The organism is Vibrio sp. 10N.261.46.A3 (assembly GCF_041472995.1).
Classification (GTDB): Bacteria; Pseudomonadota; Gammaproteobacteria; order Enterobacterales; family Vibrionaceae; genus Vibrio; species Vibrio coralliirubri.
This window is the reverse complement of sequence record NZ_JBFRRH010000008.1, coordinates 40,395-57,535: the sequence shown is the minus strand read 5'-3', so window position 1 is coordinate 57,535 and position 17,141 is coordinate 40,395. Positions and strand designations below refer to the sequence as shown.

Here is a 17,141-nt window from a genome sequence, read left to right as displayed (position 1 = left end):
GTTCATTGAAATCAATTTTGATTCCGAAGAATCTGTTTTATCTAACGATAAAACGTTTTGATATTCATCAACGAGTGCCCACACAGATTGATAGGTTTAAATTGTTAAAGAGCGCTAGCGTTTTGTGATTCACATCTCAGTCGCTAGGGGTGCGTACTATACCTGCACCACTTTGAGAGTCAAGGGTTATTTTCAAACTCTTTTTCTCTACCGATTTCGCTGTGTGACTTTCGTCTCACTCCGTGTCGGTGAGGCGGCATTATAGAGAGATTGAGATGGAGCACAAGGGCTTTTTGAAATAAAAGTTTTGTTCGCCTAAAAAGCCACCAGATCCGCATTTTTCGAATAAAAACTAAACATTTGAGACGTATCACAGCAATACATTGGAAAAATGGAAGCCATGAACGTAAGATTCATGTGTCTATTTTGTTAATGGTAGATGCGTCTATTTCGTTTATTAATATGTAGTATTCCGATATGAACTCAAAAAAATCGATGTTGTTAATTGTCGCACTGGCTGTATTAGGCGGCATTGTTTTCTCTCAGGTAGATATATCGCCTGCAATTACCTTTATCCTTGGTGTCTTGGCTTCCGCTTTTGTTGTTAACTTTTCAAGCACCGACTCAAAATCAGATTCAGAACCTAAGGCTTCAACCAAAACACTTTATGTGGGTAACCTTCCATACAAAGCGAACGAATCACATGTACGTGAATTATTCTCAGAGCATGGTGAAGTATTTGCAGTACGTTTAATGAAAGACAAACGTACTGGTAAAAGAAGAGGCTTTGGATTTGTTGTTATGGCAAGTAATGATGTGAATCATGCAATCTCTGCACTTAACGATAAAGATTACATGCAACGCACTTTAAAAGTACGTGTTGCAAATGATCCTAAACATCCTGAAGCGGACGAATCTGAACTGGGCTAAACCCTAACTGCTTTAACATACTATTTAGTGCACTTTCTTTTTTAGGAAGTGCACTACAAAAAACTTCACGCACTCCCCCTTCTTTATTAATGCTTTCCAAACCCAACAAAACTTGAACCCGTTTAGCTATCGCTTTACCAGAATCTATCAGCACTACACCTTCACCTAGTGCTTGTTGAATCTCTGATTTGATCAGTGGGAAATGGGTACACCCTAATACGGCCACATCAATTGTGTTGATCATCGGTTGAAGGATTTGCTGTAACTCTTCAAGACTAATCTCCTCACCTCTGAGTTTATCTTCGGCCATATCCACCAGCCGAGTTGAACCCAACAGCTCTACTCTTTTATTACTCGAGAAGTTTTTGATGAGCTCGTGTGTGTATTCACGAGTAATCGTCGCAGGAGTTGCAATAAGTCCAACCGCTTTATTAGCCAGTAACGAGGCAGGTTTGATTGCCGGGACAACACCGACAATAGGGATAAGGTTATTAGCGCGAAGTTTAGGCAGGACTATCGTACTGGCCGTATTACAAGCTATCACGACAATATCAATAGCGTGACTCGCCACAAAACTGGCCACGATACTTTGGACTCGCTGAATGAGGACTTGCTGATCGAGCTCACCATATGGGTAAGCCTCGTTATCGAATACATAGATATAGTTGTGATTGGGTAGTAACTGGCTTATCTCTTTATATACAGACAGACCGCCAACTCCAGAATCAAAGACCAATATGTTTTTTTGTATGCTTTCCGACACAACGATTACCTGTAATAAGTTCCGCAGCAATGATACCCCTTCACTTAGTTTTCGCCAATCATCACTCTATATAATGCAAGCTCGGTAGCGTTGATGCACAAAGCGCTCACCCTACTCTGCATTTTCTAGCTCAATCTTAAGCTTTCCTTTAAAGCATGGCGCTGACGTTACTAAGGTATGAAACTCACCATCTTCACCACATGGGTCGACGTGGCTTGGCAAACTGTCTATTAGCTCAAGCGTGTATTCTTTCCCGCAATAGCTCATGTCTAATGCATCGCTATCGACTGTGACGAGAAAGGTTTCGATTCCTCTATCTATGATTTCTTGAGCCAGCGCTTGGCTACTCTCTCCCAGTAGAGGAAATACACACTCCCAACCCGCAGGTTCTATATAACTTCTTCGGTAATCAGCAATACCATTGCAAAACATATCGCCGAATGCCACAGCATCAATAGATAAACCAGATCCTTTAAGCGCCGTAACAATCGTATTTTGATAGATCTCATTACTTGGGAAGACTTCAGGCAGCTCAATCGTTATTAATGGCAAGCCGATCAATGTTGCCTGCATTCCGACAACCTCAATTGGAGTGACTTGGAAAGGAACTTCATCTCCAACATATGTCGTATAGAGAGCAACAACTTCATACTCGGTGCTTTCAAGTAGACGTTCTAGGGTTAATGTAGAGTCTTTGCCTGACGACCAACTTATGACGACTTTCTTTTTCATTGATATACCCAATAAGAAAAAACCGCCCGGAGGCGGTTTAGGTGATAATTAGAATTGGTAAGATGCTGATACGAAGTATTCACGACCCGGTGTCGCGTAACCACTATACATTTCATAATCTTTATCGAATGCGTTACTCAGTTTCCCTTTCACCTTAAGATCTGCCGAAACTGCGTACTCAGCAGTAAAATTCCAAAGGCTGTAGCTTGCTAATCGTGTCGTACCATTAAAACGCTCACCTTGATAAAGATACTGAGAGCCCAGAACCCAATCACCTAACTCAGCAAAGGCGTTCCATTTAGCGCCTTGTTTAGAACGGTATGCTAATTGCTGCTCTTTACCATTAGACTTATCTACTGGATCTTTCCAATCTAAGTAAAACTGGTGTGTAACGATTGAAGTATCAAAACCTAAACCCAGTTCAACACCTTTGATTTCAGCTTCACCAATATTGGTCATGCCAGCCCCCTGCCACATCAACATGTTATCAATCTTGTTGATAAAGCCAGTAATAGACCAATCTAGATAAGAATGTGTGCCTTCAAGTGTTAACTCTGTATTTTGAGAGTCTTCTGCTTTTAGATTAGGAGCTTCGTAACCTGGGTAATATAAGTCTAAAAACGTAGGTGCTCTAAATGCAGTACCATGACTCGCTTTAAGCTCATAATTATCAAGGAATGCCCAACCCGCCGCTGCTTGCCACGTCGTGTTGTTTCCATATTGGCTGTTCTCATCATTTCGAGCACTTGCTTCAAGTGTCCAGCTATCTATAGTGTATTGACTAATAACACTCACACCATAGTTTTCACGAGGGTTCTCTTCTGGTTTATAGTAACTAGAACCTGTATAACCTTCATCTAACTCTTCACGTCGGTAATCTAAACCACCACCCAAAGCCAACTGCTCGTTTACTCGGTATGAATTCAACCAAGCAGCATTGATTTGGTTAATCGATGTGATACCACCACTTTTCTTACTCTTACCTACAATATAATCGTAGTTGTCTTGCTCTGCATAAGTAAGGTCTAAGGTTGAAGTGAGGTTATCTTCGTTATAAGCCAAGTTTGTATTGATTGAACGAAATTCAGTTCGGCCAACTTTCTCTTCATGTCGAGCAGGCCCCCAAGGAGAAGCTGCCGAGCTATTGTCGTACTCACCTTCGTTGTCATAAGCCACAACATTAACAAAGGCATTAACTGTCTTGGTTAGCTGATTTTGGTAGCCAATATTTAAATTGTATGACTCAAAGCCGTGCTCATCACCATCATTGATACCCTCAATCGGCTTAACATTAAATCCATCGTCCTTTTCATAACCAACAACAGCTTTAATATGTTGGTTATCATCAATTTTATGCAGAGCAGCTAAGGAGGTTACATAATGATTGTTTGTGCCATACCCGCCATACACTTTAACGGCATTCTCATTCACATCTGCTCTAGTAATAATATTGATGACACCAGAAATAGCTTCTGAACCATATATAGAGGCGCGCGCACCACGAATGAATTCAATTCGTTCAATTGAGTTAACTGGCAAAGAGTTAAAATCAACACCACCCATCATAGCTCTTGGTAAGCGAGTTCCATCCATTAGGACTAGAACTTGAGAAGAACTACCGCCTCGCACATAGAATGAGGCTGTTTGCCCGCGACCACCATATTGAGCAACTTCAACGCTTGGCAACGTTCGAAAAACGTCAATAAGGCTATTTGCTTGAAGTTTTGAAATGTCTTCTTTGGTAACCACTACAGTTTGCGCTAATACTGCGCCATCAACTTGATCAAAACGGTTAGCCGTCACCACCATGGTTTCGTCGGCAGATGCTTCTTGGGCGTGTAAATTGGAGATAGGTGAAAGCAGCGATGCTACAGCAACCGCTAAAAGGGATTTGTTCATGTTGTGATCCTAAATCGCGTAAAGTCCTACCAAACCACATCTTATGGTTTGGCCGCTGGCAGGTATTCGGACTCAAGAGCACAACCCTTATGGTTACCTAATATTCGACTTCCCACAAAAAGCTATTTGCAGTGTCTTATGAATACTCGTTCTCTTTTACCGCTGCGCGTCAGTTCTGGATTTACACCAGATTCCCTCTTCAGCCATCTATACATCTAAATGGCACCAGCTTGCCGAAGATAGTATTGACCTCTGAATCATTTGTCTAGTCTAAGATTGTTATAAGCTATAGTTTTCATGGTCGATTTACATTGAATGGCTCTCAACACTGGACAAGCGCCTGTGATTGAATAAAATCTGCGCTCTTGATTTAAAAGCACGACAGCAAAAGGCATAACAATGGCGAATTTAGATGTAAACCCGCAACGCTACCAAGAACAACTGGCAGAAAAGACAGAGCGTCTTACAGAAATGTTCTCAGAATATGATGTGCCTGAACTGGAAGTGTATGAATCTCCAGAACAACACTACCGCATGCGTGCTGAGTTCCGCGTGTGGCATGAAGGTGACGATATGTATTACGTCATGTTCAATCAAGAGACTAAAGAAAAATACCGCGTAGACCAGTTCCCTGCAGCTAGCCGTCTTATCAATGACCTAATGCCTCTATTAACAGATGCAATGAAGGACAACCACTCTCTGCGCCACAAGCTATTCCAAGTAGACTTCCTTTCTACATTAAGCGGCGAGATTTTGGTGTCACTGCTTTACCACCGTCAATTGGGTGAACAGTGGATTCAAGATGCTAAAGCACTGAAGCAGCAATTGAACGATGAAGGTTTTAACCTAAACCTAATTGGCCGTGCGCGTAAGATGAAAATCGTACTGGACCGCGACTACGTCATTGAAAAGCTAGACGTGAATGGTGATAGCTACATCTACCAGCAAGTAGAGAACAGCTTTACTCAACCAAACGGCAAAGTAGCAGAGAAAATGTTGGAATGGGCTGACGACTGTACTCAAGACAGCAAAGGCGACTTGCTTGAGCTTTACTGTGGTAACGGTAACTTCTCATTAGCGCTGGCACAAAACTTCGAGCGTGTACTGGCGACAGAACTGGCGAAACCGTCAGTAGAATCTGCGCAATACAACATCGCGGCGAACAAGATTGAAAATGTTCAAATCATCCGTATGTCTGCAGAAGATTTTACTGTAGCGATGGAAGGCAAGCGTGAGTTCCGTCGTCTACAGCAAGCGAACATCGATCTTAAGAGCTACAACTGCAACACTATCTTTGTTGATCCACCGCGTTCAGGTATGGATGTTGACACTTGTAAGATGGTTCAAGGCTACGAGCGCATCATGTACATCTCTTGTAACCCTGAAACATTGAAAGAGAACCTAGACATTCTAAGCGAAACACACGATATCACTCGCTTTGCTCTGTTTGACCAGTTCCCTTACACCCACCACATGGAAGCGGGTGTGTTCTTAGAGCGTAAAGCATAAGTCTCGCTTTCTCTGTCTAAGACAAACAGCAGATACAAGAAAACGAGCCAATTGGCTCGTTTTCTTATTTGTAGATTGGTTTAAGCGGTTTTACCGATAAAACCTAGCTTCTTACCTACCCAGGCTAAAAGCAGCATCGCGACTATAATCGCAAAGAAGTTTGAACCTGCATCAGGGTGCTGTGCTTTCACAAAAGCCGAGTGGCCAAATGCACCCACGAAGAAACAAGCTAGACCAACTAGTGGGATATCTTCAGATACTGGGTTAGTTAAGTATTCTTGGTAAAGCGCTTGTACTGCCAAAACTAAAGCGATCAGCGGGAAAATTGAGAAGCCCACTTCGCTCATTGTTACCCAAGATAACAATGCATCACCACACACACCGGCTACAACAGCAAGTACGAGTGTCTTTCTTTCAGAACCACGGTTTACAGTATTATTTTCATTCGACATTATTCAATCCCGCCTTTTAATCGGTTACGTTCACGTTCTTTACGATACCAAAAAGCTCCTTTGGCCATCATTCGCAATTGCATAATCAAGCGTTCAGCCAATTCATCTCGCTGACGTCGATCTAAATCTAATGCTTCTGCCCCTGAGTTGAAGACCAAGATAACCGAGGCTTCCGCTTGAGTGAAAGCTTCGTCCCTTGTCATGCCAGTCGTTATCAAATATTCGGTTAACTCAGCAGAGAAGTGCTGTATCTCACGAGCTACCGCTGCACGAAACTCAAATGAAGTTCCTGAGCGCTCTCGCAATAACAGTCTGAATACGTTAGGGCTGCTTTCAATGAATTCCATAAAGGTTTCAACCGATGTGCGAATCACACTGCCTTCTTTTACTATGCGTTGTCTAGCTTGACGCATTAACTGGCGCAACAGTAAGCCACCTTCATCAACCATGGTTAAGCCAAGCTCATCCATGTCTTTGAAATGACGATAAAAGGAAGTCGGTGCTATTCCAGCCTCACGAGCGACTTCTCTCAAGCTTAGATTGGAAAAACTACGATCGGCGCTGAGTTGGCTAAATGCTGCATCGATTAAGCTGCGACGAGTTTTTTCTTTTTGCTGTGCGCGAATACCCATTGGTTTCATACTTTATCAATTTCTTCTTTTACAGCCTAAACAGGCATGTCTAATACTCTGTTCAATATAACGCGAATCACTTATTTATATAAGGCACTCTGGTTATATAAGACACTAAACATACCTCTTTGTTCACGTACCGAAGTAAATACGTTCGAAGAAAAAATTTCAATATCCACACTGTCATTTGGAGACATACGACATACCAAATATTATTTTTTCGATAACACTGCGTGATCCCACCGACTCTCTGATGCCCTTTTCATGTACCCAAGAACAGAATCAGTTAAAATCTCGCTAAAGCAATGTTAATCAAATATAACAAGGAAGATATCTATGCCGCACTCCAACCACTTTGATGTAATCGTAATTGGTAGTGGCCCCGGAGGAGAAGGGGCAGCGATGGGATTAACCAAAGCCGGGTTGAACGTTGCAATCATTGAAAAAGAGAGCAGCGTTGGTGGTGGTTGTACTCACTGGGGAACCATTCCTTCAAAAGCGCTGCGCCATGCCGTAAGCCGTATTATCGAATTCAACAGCAATCCGCTGTTTTGTCAGAATAACAAAAGCATACACTCAACGTTTTCTAACATTTTAGGTCATGCTAAATCGGTTATCGACAAGCAGACTCGATTACGCCAAGGCTTCTACGACCGTAACCAGTGCACGCTGGTATTTGGTACTGCGCGTTTTATCGATACCAACACTGTCTCGGTAATGCAAAGCGATGGCACTGAAGAACATTACAGTGCAGACAAATTTGTTATCGCGACAGGCTCTCGCCCTTACCAACCAGATAACGTCGACTTCCTGCATGAACGTATCTACGACAGCGACTCGATTCTTTCTCTTAAACACGACCCGCAACACATCATCATCTATGGTGCTGGCGTTATTGGTTGTGAATACGCATCGATTTTCCGCGGTTTGGGTGTAAAAACCGATCTTATCAATACTCGTGACCGTCTGTTGTCATTCCTAGACAATGAAACCTCAGATGCGCTTTCTTATCACTTCTGGAACAGTGGCGTCGTGATTCGTAACGATGAAACCTTTGAGAAAATTGAAGGCACTGATGATGGCGTGATTATTCACTTAGAATCAGGCAAAAAGATGCGTGCTGATTGCCTACTGTATGCCAATGGCCGAACGGGTAATACCGATAAACTGAACCTTGGTGCTGTTGGCTTAGAAGCGGACTCGCGTGGTCAAGTATCAGTAAACACCAACTACCAAACCAATGTTGACCATGTTTACGCTGTCGGTGATGTGATTGGCTACCCTAGCCTAGCGAGCGCGGCTTATGACCAAGGTCGATTTGTTGCCCAAGCTATTGTCAAAGGCGAAGCTGAAGGTCACCTAATTGAAGACATTCCAACCGGCATCTACACCATCCCTGAGATCAGCTCAGTAGGTAAAACCGAGCAAGAGCTTACCGCAGCTAAAGTACCGTATGAAGTGGGACGTTCTTCATTCAAACACTTAGCTCGAGCTCAAATCGCTGGTAAAGATATTGGTAGCTTGAAGATCCTATTCCACCGTGAAACCAAAGAGATTTTGGGTATCCACGTGTTTGGTGAGCGTGCCGCTGAAATCATCCATATCGGCCAAGCGATTATGGAGCAGAAAGGTGAAGCAAATACCATCGAGTACTTTGTAAATACCACCTTTAACTATCCAACGATGGCAGAGGCTTATCGTGTTGCCGCTCTTAACGGCCTTAACCGTTTGTTCTAAATAAAGAACTAACAGGAGTATTTGACCACCCATAGGCTAAATACATAGACAGCAAGCCATGAGCTTGCTGTTTTCATTTAAGCCATTGAAAAATATAGCAACTAAAGTAATTAGATCATGATGTTCTAAATGCCATTTAGTCTGTACATCTTCTATTTGTACCCGTTAGAACTAAGCGAGGAATTCGCCCTTCTTCCACTGAGAAACAAATAACACACCAAGACCAATACCACGCATTGCCATAAAACTCAGCATCGCAAGCCACAGAGCATGATTTTCTAAACTGGACGCTAGGAAGAAAATAGCAAAGAAGCTGCAGGTCGCGACAAACATACTATTACGCATGTCCTTGCCTTTAGTTGCTCCAACAAAAATACCATCGAGTAAGAAGCACCACATTGAAACCAGTGGCATTGCGATCAACCAAGGTAGGTACACCTCAGCTTGGCTTTTTACATCTGGGATTGTGGTGATCATATTAATTAAGCTAGAGCCAGCGATTGCGAACACTATGGTCAACACCAAACAAATATTAAAGCTCCAGAAGAAAGTACCAATCAACGACTGATTCAACTCATCTTTGTCTTTAGCCCCTATCGCCTTACCCACCATTGCTTCCATCGCGTAAGCAAAGCCATCCATCCCATAAGAAATGATCATCAAGAAGCTCATCAGCACTGCATTAGCTGCCACTACATCATCACCAAAGCTTGCCCCTTGGAAGGTCATGAAAGTGAACGTGGCTTGCAGACACAAAGAGCGCAGAAAAATATCGCGATTCAGTTTTACGAAGCGACTCAAGCCTTGACTGGTTTTATTAAGTAGATCCCATGGCGATGGTAACTGCTTCTTCGCCCAGATTCGGTAAACACAAATCAAGCCAAATGTTAGACCGGCATAATCAGCCATTACAGATGCAAATGCTGCACCTTCCACTTGCCATCCTAAGCCGATAACAAAAACGATATCCAAAACGATATTGGTGATATTGGTGATGATCACCATCCACATTGGCGCTTTGGCATTTTGAGTCCCGAGCAGCCAACCTAGAATTACAAAGTTAGTTAGCGCAGCAGGTGCACTCCAGGCGCGGATTGAGAAATATTGCTGACCATAGTGCTTAACTTGATCACTGGCGCTACTCAATGAGAAAACTAAATCGGCGACTAGACTGTGTAAAAGCAAAAAGACACCAGCAAACCCTAAGGCCATGGTCACACCTTGCACGAAGACCAAACCAAGTTGCTTGCCATCATTCGCACCATAAGATTGTGCGGCTAGCCCTGTTGTCGACATACGCAGGAAACCGAGCAACCAAAAGGTCACGCTGATCATTGTGCCGCCCAGTGCCACACCACCTAAATACCAAGAGTGCTCGAGGTGACCGATAACCGCCGCATCGACTAAGCCCAGCAGTGGAACAGTAATATTAGAGAGAACCATCGGGATCGCGAGCAACAGCACTTTTTTGTGCATCGCCTGATTGGATAGCGTTTGAAAAATAGTTTGGGGATTAAATAGCTTCACGATCACCTCTTAGATTAGAGGCGATAGTTTAACCTAGTGGGTGGGCTTTCACTATGTTGTGGAATTTTACTTATACCGGCTATGTACTCAGTTACTCGAAATACAGAGCCGCTAGGGTTACCACTTAACGAGCACTAACTGTGGCGTTAAACGCTTTTTGACCTGAGAGATCTTACACAATAATCGCTGCCACAATTTCCAACGATTGCATTGCTGGTCTAGGGGAGAAAACGCTTTTACCCATTGTGCCCATGGCAGCCAATTGAGAACACTGTTTATTGGAGAAGACAGGCCATGCGCATACTTTCCAGAACCGAGCTTTTGCCCAAGAGCACTAGAGCTTTTATCTCCAGCTAACACTAAACACGCGTGTGCATGAGTAAAGTAGCGGCTCAAAGACTGAATAAAGTTCGCGGTCTGTTGTTCATTGCAATCGAGCAGAGCATGTTCACACACCACCATCACCGAGGCTTGTTCTGGAATATTAAGTTCATCCAGCCAAGTTAGGTCATCGACAGAACCACACTCCAAACGATAGCGTTCATTTTTGTGGAACAGGCGTTGGCGCCACACTAGGTTTTCCGTGACATCCAACTCAACCCAATGGCAGCGTCCATTATCCAAACGGTAGAAACGGGTGTCGAGCCCTGCCCCAACATTGATGATCCAAGCATCTGGGTTGTGAGATAGAAATTGCTGAACTTGAGAGTCACAAAGTTGAGTCAGTGTTGCGTAGAGAAGTTGTTGCTGGTCTAGCTCGCCTGTAAGACATTCAGGTGCGAGTTGGCAGCGCTTGCAAGCTTGAGCTGCGATAGGATCATAAACGAGACCGTCATCGGCTAGGCTTTCACGACTACGAAACCAAAGATGTTGAACGAGATTCGTCGGAACTTGGAATTCTTGGTGTACAGACCCTTGTTCAGAAGAAGCCTTTTGCACAGAGGAGCGCGGCTTACGAGCAAGCGGCTTTATTTGAGGTTTGGTTGTGTTTGACATCATCATCTTCCTTGTATCTCGACAAAGAAGATGATAATGAATATCAATTACAATAACAAGTTATTGAGAATGAATATCAATAATCTGTTTGTAATGACTACATCCAGTCGGTGTTACGAATAATACCGACCGCAAGGCCTTCAATAGACAAGTGTTGAGATTCAAGATCGACATGGATTGGAGAAAATTCTTCATTTTCAGCATGTAACAGAACCGTTGAACCTTTACGTTCTAGGCGCTTTACCGTTACATCATCATCGACACGAGCCACGACAACCTGACCATCACGAACATCTTGAGTTTTATGAACAGCCAATAAATCACCATCCATAATACCGATGTCTTTCATACTTTCGCCATTCACACGAAGTAAGAAGTCAGCTTGTGGTTTAAACATGCCTGGGTCAACTTGGTAATGCATTTCTACATGCTCTTGAGCCAGAATAGGCTCACCTGCGGCAACCTGACCTATTAATGGTAAACCTTGCTCTTCGTTTGCTGCATCTTCAAGCAAAATACGAATACCGCGAGACGCACCCGGGATAATCTCAATCGCTTCTTTACGAGCAAGAGCTTTCAAATGTTCTTCTGCAGCATTAGCAGAACGGAAGCCTAGTTCACGCGCGATTTCTGCTCGTGTCGGTGGCATACCGGAATCTTCGATCTTACCTTTGATAAGGTCAAAGACTTGTTGCTGGCGGGGCGTTAACGGCTTCATGATTCACCTGTCTTTTTATACAGTTGACTGTGAGTATATCCAGTAACTGAACAAAAGCAAAGCAATTGGTTGTTTTTAGTTAATTTTTAGCAAATTACAAAAACAAGATCTCTAGCCACACATAACCTGCGAGTGCCAAACAGATGAAAACCGCTGCCGAGCCGACATCTTTCGCCATCCCAGAAAGCTCATGATGTTCACTGCCGATTCGGTCGACAACCGCTTCAATCGCGGTATTGATTAACTCGACAACCATCACCAACACCACCGATGAGATCATCAAGATTCGCTCAACTTGGCTTACATCTAAGTAAAATGCCAACGGAATAAGCACGGCCGCCATGAACACTTCCTGTCGAAATGCAGCCTCGTTTTTAAACGAACTCGTAATGCCTTGCCATGAAAAGCCTGCTGCTTTGATGATGCGTTTGAATCCGGTGTTTGATTTTTTGGTCATTTTTAACCCTATACTCAATCAGTCGATGAATGATTTTCCACAAACTTAACGGCAATATGACTATTTCCATTAAAAGGTTAGACCAGTTTCTGGTATTCTTGCATCGATTAAATTTACGCCTAGGCTTATCCCTATTTCACTCATAGGATTTATCCTTTTTATCAGAGAAATAGAGATACGCTTCAGCACATTGAAATAACTATTGAGGCAGTGAACCTATATGTCTTCTGGACAATCTTTTTCACGTTCATTAATGAAGCTACCTTTATCCCTATTGGTAAAGGGCACATCAATTCCTTCAAACCCTGTTGAGGATTTGAACATTGATTTGAGCAAACCGATTGTATACGCCTTACCGTTTCGCTCAAGTGTAGACATTCTTACATTGCAAAAACATGCACTTGAATTAGGCCTACCTGATCCGTTGAGCAAGCTTGAAATCAACGGTAAATCACTGCAACGCTACGTTTTCATCTCTTCTCGTAAAACTCTGCTGCAAGATGATGATTATGTACCAAGCTCTTCAATTGAAGTGTTCTCTGAATTGCTTTCACTGCACGCTGACGACTCTGAGCTCGATGTTCAAGTTATCCCTGCTACAGTGCTGTGGGGACGCAAACCTGGTAAAGAGAATAACCAGAAGCCTTACCTACAGGCAATGAACGGCTTAGAGAAATCAAAAGCGGTATTGCTCGCAGGTCGTGACTGTCTGGTGCGTTTCAGCCCAGTGGTTTCTCTACGCTACATGGCTAATTCACATGGCACCGACAGCACCATCGCGCACAAATTGGCGCGCGTGGCACGTATTCACTTCTCTCGCCAAAAGCTTGCTGCATCAGGCCCTAACCTGCCAAGCCGCCAAGCTCTGTTTGATCGCCTACTAAAATCAGAAGCGATCAAAAAAGCGATTGAAGACGAAGCGCAAGCAAAGAACATCTCAATCGAGAAAGCGAGCAAAGAAGCTCAAGACATCATGGACGAGATTGCTGCGAACTTCTCTTACTCGCTGATCAAACGCGGTGAGAAGATTCTTGGTTGGCTGTGGAATAAGTTGTACCAAGGCCTGCATATCAGCAACGCTTCAACGGTTCGTAAGTTGGCTCAAGATGGTCACGAGATTGTTTACGTGCCTTGTCACCGTAGCCACATGGACTACTTACTGCTTTCTTATGTGCTTTACCACGAAGGCATGGTGCCTCCGCACATCGCTGCGGGTATCAACCTGAACTTCTTCCCTGCCGGTCCTATTTTCCGTCATGGTGGTGCGTTCTTTATTCGTCGTAGCTTTAAAGGCAACAAGCTGTACTCGACGATTTTCCGTGAATACCTAGCGGAATTGTTCGCTAAAGGTTACTCAGTAGAGTACTTCAGCGAAGGTGGTCGTTCTCGTACAGGTCGTCTACTGCAAGCGAAAACGGGCATGCTAGCGATGACAATCCAAGCAATGCTGCGCGGCATGAACCGTCCGGTGACTTTGGTTCCTGTGTACATCGGCTACGAACACGTGATGGAAGTAGCGACTTACGCGAAAGAACTTCGAGGCAAGCGTAAAGAGAAAGAAAACGCGAGCTTAGTGATTCGTACCATTCGTAAGCTGCGTAACTTTGGTAAAGGCTATGTGAACTTCGGTGAGCCGATTCAGCTTAACCAATATCTGAATGAACACTCACCTGAGTGGACCAAAGACATCGACCCAATGGGTACCAGCAAACCACAATGGATGAATCCGGTGGTTAATGACTTGGCGACCAAAATGATGACGCACATTAACGATGCGGCAGCGACCAATGCACTGACCCTTTGTGCAACGGCACTATTGGCTTCAAGACAGCGCGCATTGTCTCGTGACTCTTTGGTTTCTCAGATCAATTGCTACCTGTCTCTGCTTAAGAACGTTCCATATTCGGCAACGTTCACTGTGCCAAAAGACAGCGCTGAAGATTTGGTAAAACATGCTGAGTCACTGAACAAGTTCTTGATTGAATCAGACTCAATGGGCGACATCATTTCGCTAGACCGTCACCAGTCCATTCTGATGACCTACTACCGAAACAACATCATTCACTTGTTTGCTCTGCCATCGCTAATTGCACAGATGACCATTCGTCAGCGTGGTTTATCGATTGACGCAATTCAAGAGAACGTTGCTGCTATCTACCCGTTCTTGAAGAAAGAGCTGTTCCTAAGCTACGACGAAGACAAGCTTGAAGGCGTGGTTTCTAACATCATTGAAGAGCTGGTTAACCAAGGTATGCTTGTGGTTTCTGATAACGAAGTCACCATCAACCAATCAAACAGCCAAGCACTGATGCTGTTAGGTCGTACGATTTCAGAGACGCTACAACGCTACTCTATTGCTCTGAACCTGTTGGCAGAGAATCCTGATCTGGATAAATCCGATCTTGAACAGAAGAGCCAAGACATTGCACAGCGACTTGGTCGTCTACAAGGCATCAATGCACCAGAGTTCTTCGATAAAGGCGTGTTTGCGTCGATGTTCGCCACTCTGAAACAACAGCAATATCTGGATAACGATGGCAACTGTGATTTAGAAAAGACTCAGCAATTCGCTAAGCTTCTCTACTCAATGCTTTATCCTGAAGTACGTTTGACGATTCAAGAAAGTATCCACCAAGCGGAGTAATCATCAGCTTGGAATCTCTTGAATAACGAGACCGAACACGATCAAAAAAGGCACCCAATGGGTGCCTTTTTCTTTAGCATTCGTTAACTCGAAAAGCGGATGCTTACCAGAAGGTAATGAACAAACCCGCTGTCACAGCCATTCCAACATAGTTGTTGTTTAGAAAGGCTTGGAAACAAAGGTCTCGATCACGGTGGCGCATCAGGTGTTGTTGATACACAAACAAGCTTCCTGCTACCAACAATGCCCAATAGAAGGTATCACCTAGTTGGTAATGCATTCCTAACGCAATCAGCATCGCTAGGGTGACGAGTTGCAAAGAGCCAACAATCAGTTTATCGAAGCGACCAAATAAAATAGCCGTCGATTTAATACCAATCTTCAAGTCATCATCTCGGTCAACCATCGCATATTGCGTGTCGTAAGCAATCGTCCACAACGCGTTAATCACGAAGATAAACCACACAATACTTGGCAGTTCATTGGTTTGTGCCGCCCAAGCCATTGGTATCGCCCAACTAAACGCTAAGCCAAGAAACAACTGTGGAAGATGCGTAAAACGCTTCATGAAAGGGTAGATGAATGCTAGACCCACTCCAATAAATGAGAGCTTAATGGTCAATGGGTTCATGGTGAGTACCAACATGAATGAAACTACGGCTAGCACTAAAAAGAGCAGAATCGCTTCCTTACTGGAAACCAAACCTGAGGGCAGTGGGCGCTGCTTGGTACGTTTAACATGACCATCTACTTTACGGTCAGCAAAGTCATTGATCACACAACCAGCCGAACGCATCAACACCACGCCGAGTACGAAAACAACCAAGACATCAAAATCAGGCATACCTTGTGCGGCGATAATCAGTGACCACAAGGTCGGCCAAAGGAGTAACAGGGTACCAATCGGGCGATTCATTCGCGTTAATTGCCAATACGCCTTCGCTTTGGTGGCAAGCATTTACACACTCTCCTTAGAGTAAATGGGTGATGTTGGTAAAAACAGTTCTGCCACAAGCATCGGTTTATGGTTCATCCATAATCGAGAACGACGCGCGAGTAATCGCTCATCGCCTGCAATAACCCAACCGACTTGCAGCGCATCTCGCTCCACATTCTCAGCACTGAAAACGGTCAATCCAAGCGGGACATTACCTTGTTGAGAAAGGTCTGAGTGCTGATGATCTTCTAATGTGACTCGGGGAATCAAGGTTCGACCTAACACCCACGGTTCGTCATCACCCTTTAAAATCACTTTACGCAGTAAGCAATCAAACGATGATAAAAGATGTTCCTCGTCTTGTTGCAGCATTGAGCGTTCTACAACTTGATTATGAAGCAACTCAACAGACAGGTGCTGACAGCACTTCCCCAACTTGCGGGAAAGAGAACCTTGCTCCATCAGCCACTCTTTGGTGGTTTCATTAGGAAAATCAAATGTTTCTGTACTTTGCCAATCTACATTCATTAACGAATTAAGATACAGCGATATTGGCTGATTCATACTAGTATTCAATAGGTGACTTTACACGTACAATAAAGCTTCAACTTTCGAACAAAATTAAAGCGTTCTTCGAATTGTAAACGTATTTAGATTTAGACCGCTCATTGTAACAAGACTAATGCGTTTCGAATATCGCGAATAAACTAAAGAAAAGTCACAAATATGCACAAACGTTATGTAGCCCAAATATTTCTTGCGATTACCTTACTCTTTTCAGCATCAAGTTTCGCTGAAGAGGAGTCGGTAGCTAAACTCGCCTACTTCACGCTAGAGCCAGACCTGACCACCAATTTTTACACTAAAGGTAAAAAACTGGGCTACATTCAGGTTCGCCTCGACATCATGGTGGCAAATAGTAACGACTTGGCCGCTATTGAGCATCACCAACCACTGATTCGTGATGCGGTGATTGAATTGCTTGGCAAACAAAACGAAGAAACCATTAAGTCTCTATCTGGCCGTGAAGACTTAAGAAAATCCTTAGTTGAGCACCTCAACAAGATTTTACTTCCAGAGACAGGTAAAACCCTGATTGCTGATTTACTGTTTACCAAATACCTTTATCAGTAATGATGTAAAACGAATCCCAATAAAAAAGCGGCTCATCTGGCCGCTTTTTTGTCTCTATCGTTTGGCTACTCATT

Annotated in this window: 16 protein-coding genes and 1 riboswitch; of the genes, 5 read left to right on the top strand and 11 right to left on the bottom strand. The window is 43.7% G+C overall.

Translation table 11 applies throughout. The features are described 5' to 3' along the window. The first annotated feature begins 477 nt into the window (after positions 1–477). Entirely contained in the window at positions 478–930 is a 453-nt protein-coding gene (locus tag AB4484_RS02875) for an RNA recognition motif domain-containing protein (RefSeq protein ID WP_372076320.1), read from the top strand. Here AB4484_RS02875 and murI read toward each other — a convergent pair. From murI to AB4484_RS02860, 3 genes are all read right to left on the bottom strand, one after another. After that, positions 893–1,699, bottom strand: a complete 807-nt coding sequence (gene murI, locus AB4484_RS02870; protein WP_372076322.1) for a glutamate racemase — start codon at positions 1,697–1,699, stop codon at positions 893–895. The genes AB4484_RS02875 and murI overlap by 38 nt on opposite strands. Positions 1,700–1,804: 105 nt before the next feature. Next, on the bottom strand, positions 1,805–2,425 hold the full coding sequence (locus AB4484_RS02865; RefSeq protein WP_372076319.1) for an ATPase: 621 nt from the start codon (positions 2,423–2,425) through the stop codon (positions 1,805–1,807). 48 nt (positions 2,426–2,473) lie between these two features. Continuing rightward, positions 2,474–4,324: a TonB-dependent receptor domain-containing protein gene (locus tag AB4484_RS02860; RefSeq protein WP_372076317.1), complete on the bottom strand. Its 1,851-nt coding sequence runs from the start codon at positions 4,322–4,324 to the stop codon at positions 2,474–2,476. A gap of 39 nt (positions 4,325–4,363) precedes the next feature. Continuing rightward, positions 4,364–4,569, bottom strand: a riboswitch (cobalamin riboswitch). 154 nt (positions 4,570–4,723) lie between these two features. Here AB4484_RS02860 and trmA point away from each other — a divergent pair. After that, a complete protein-coding gene (trmA, locus tag AB4484_RS02855) occupies positions 4,724–5,833 on the top strand; it encodes a tRNA (uridine(54)-C5)-methyltransferase TrmA (RefSeq protein ID WP_372076315.1) in 1,110 nt (369 codons plus the stop codon). An 80-nt stretch (positions 5,834–5,913) separates the two neighbouring features. On the opposite strand, the gene AB4484_RS02850 is transcribed toward trmA, so the two are convergent. Together AB4484_RS02850 and fabR are read right to left on the bottom strand one after the other, a co-directional pair. Beyond that, on the bottom strand, positions 5,914–6,285 hold the full coding sequence (locus tag AB4484_RS02850; RefSeq protein ID WP_004736696.1) for a YijD family membrane protein: 372 nt from the start codon (positions 6,283–6,285) through the stop codon (positions 5,914–5,916). Beyond that, positions 6,285–6,926: an HTH-type transcriptional repressor FabR gene (fabR, locus tag AB4484_RS02845; RefSeq protein ID WP_010438693.1), complete on the bottom strand. Its 642-nt coding sequence runs from the start codon at positions 6,924–6,926 to the stop codon at positions 6,285–6,287. Before fabR ends, AB4484_RS02850 begins: the two co-directional genes overlap by 1 nt. Before the next feature lie 327 nt (positions 6,927–7,253). On the opposite strand from fabR, the gene sthA reads away from it, so the two are divergent. Next, entirely contained in the window at positions 7,254–8,654 is a 1,401-nt protein-coding gene (sthA, locus tag AB4484_RS02840) for a Si-specific NAD(P)(+) transhydrogenase (RefSeq protein WP_372076313.1), read from the top strand. A gap of 171 nt (positions 8,655–8,825) precedes the next feature. On the opposite strand, the gene dinF is transcribed toward sthA, so the two are convergent. From dinF to AB4484_RS02820, 4 genes are all read right to left on the bottom strand, one after another. Further along, positions 8,826–10,181, bottom strand: coding sequence for an MATE family efflux transporter DinF (gene dinF, locus AB4484_RS02835; RefSeq protein WP_372076311.1), 1,356 nt, complete (start codon positions 10,179–10,181; stop codon positions 8,826–8,828). A gap of 117 nt (positions 10,182–10,298) precedes the next feature. Then, positions 10,299–11,177 carry a class I SAM-dependent methyltransferase gene (locus tag AB4484_RS02830; RefSeq protein ID WP_372076309.1) on the bottom strand — a complete coding sequence of 293 codons (879 nt, stop codon included), beginning with the start codon at positions 11,175–11,177 and terminating at the stop codon, positions 10,299–10,301. A gap of 97 nt (positions 11,178–11,274) precedes the next feature. Next, positions 11,275–11,895, bottom strand: coding sequence for a transcriptional repressor LexA (gene lexA, locus AB4484_RS02825; RefSeq protein WP_019820514.1), 621 nt, complete (start codon positions 11,893–11,895; stop codon positions 11,275–11,277). Between the two features lie 94 nt (positions 11,896–11,989). Beyond that, complete coding sequence (locus tag AB4484_RS02820) at positions 11,990–12,352, bottom strand: diacylglycerol kinase (protein WP_048615036.1); 363 nt, start codon at positions 12,350–12,352, stop codon at positions 11,990–11,992. Between the two features lie 220 nt (positions 12,353–12,572). On the opposite strand from AB4484_RS02820, the gene plsB reads away from it, so the two are divergent. Beyond that, the gene (plsB, locus tag AB4484_RS02815) at positions 12,573–14,996 is read left to right on the top strand and encodes a glycerol-3-phosphate 1-O-acyltransferase PlsB (protein WP_372076307.1); all 2,424 of its coding nucleotides are present in this window, start codon (positions 12,573–12,575) and stop codon (positions 14,994–14,996) included. Positions 14,997–15,099: 103 nt separating this feature from the next. Here the strand turns inward: plsB and ubiA are convergent, their stop codons facing one another. Together ubiA and AB4484_RS02805 are read right to left on the bottom strand one after the other, a co-directional pair. Next, entirely contained in the window at positions 15,100–15,954 is an 855-nt protein-coding gene (gene ubiA / locus AB4484_RS02810) for a 4-hydroxybenzoate octaprenyltransferase (protein ID WP_372076305.1), read from the bottom strand. Further along, on the bottom strand, positions 15,955–16,497 hold the full coding sequence (locus AB4484_RS02805) for a chorismate lyase (protein ID WP_164091128.1): 543 nt from the start codon (positions 16,495–16,497) through the stop codon (positions 15,955–15,957). A gap of 162 nt (positions 16,498–16,659) precedes the next feature. On the opposite strand from AB4484_RS02805, the gene AB4484_RS02800 reads away from it, so the two are divergent. After that, positions 16,660–17,067 (top strand): flagellar basal body-associated protein FliL, encoded by a 408-nt coding sequence (locus AB4484_RS02800; RefSeq protein ID WP_372076303.1) that lies wholly within the window; start codon positions 16,660–16,662, stop codon positions 17,065–17,067. Positions 17,068–17,141: the final 74 nt, after the last annotated feature.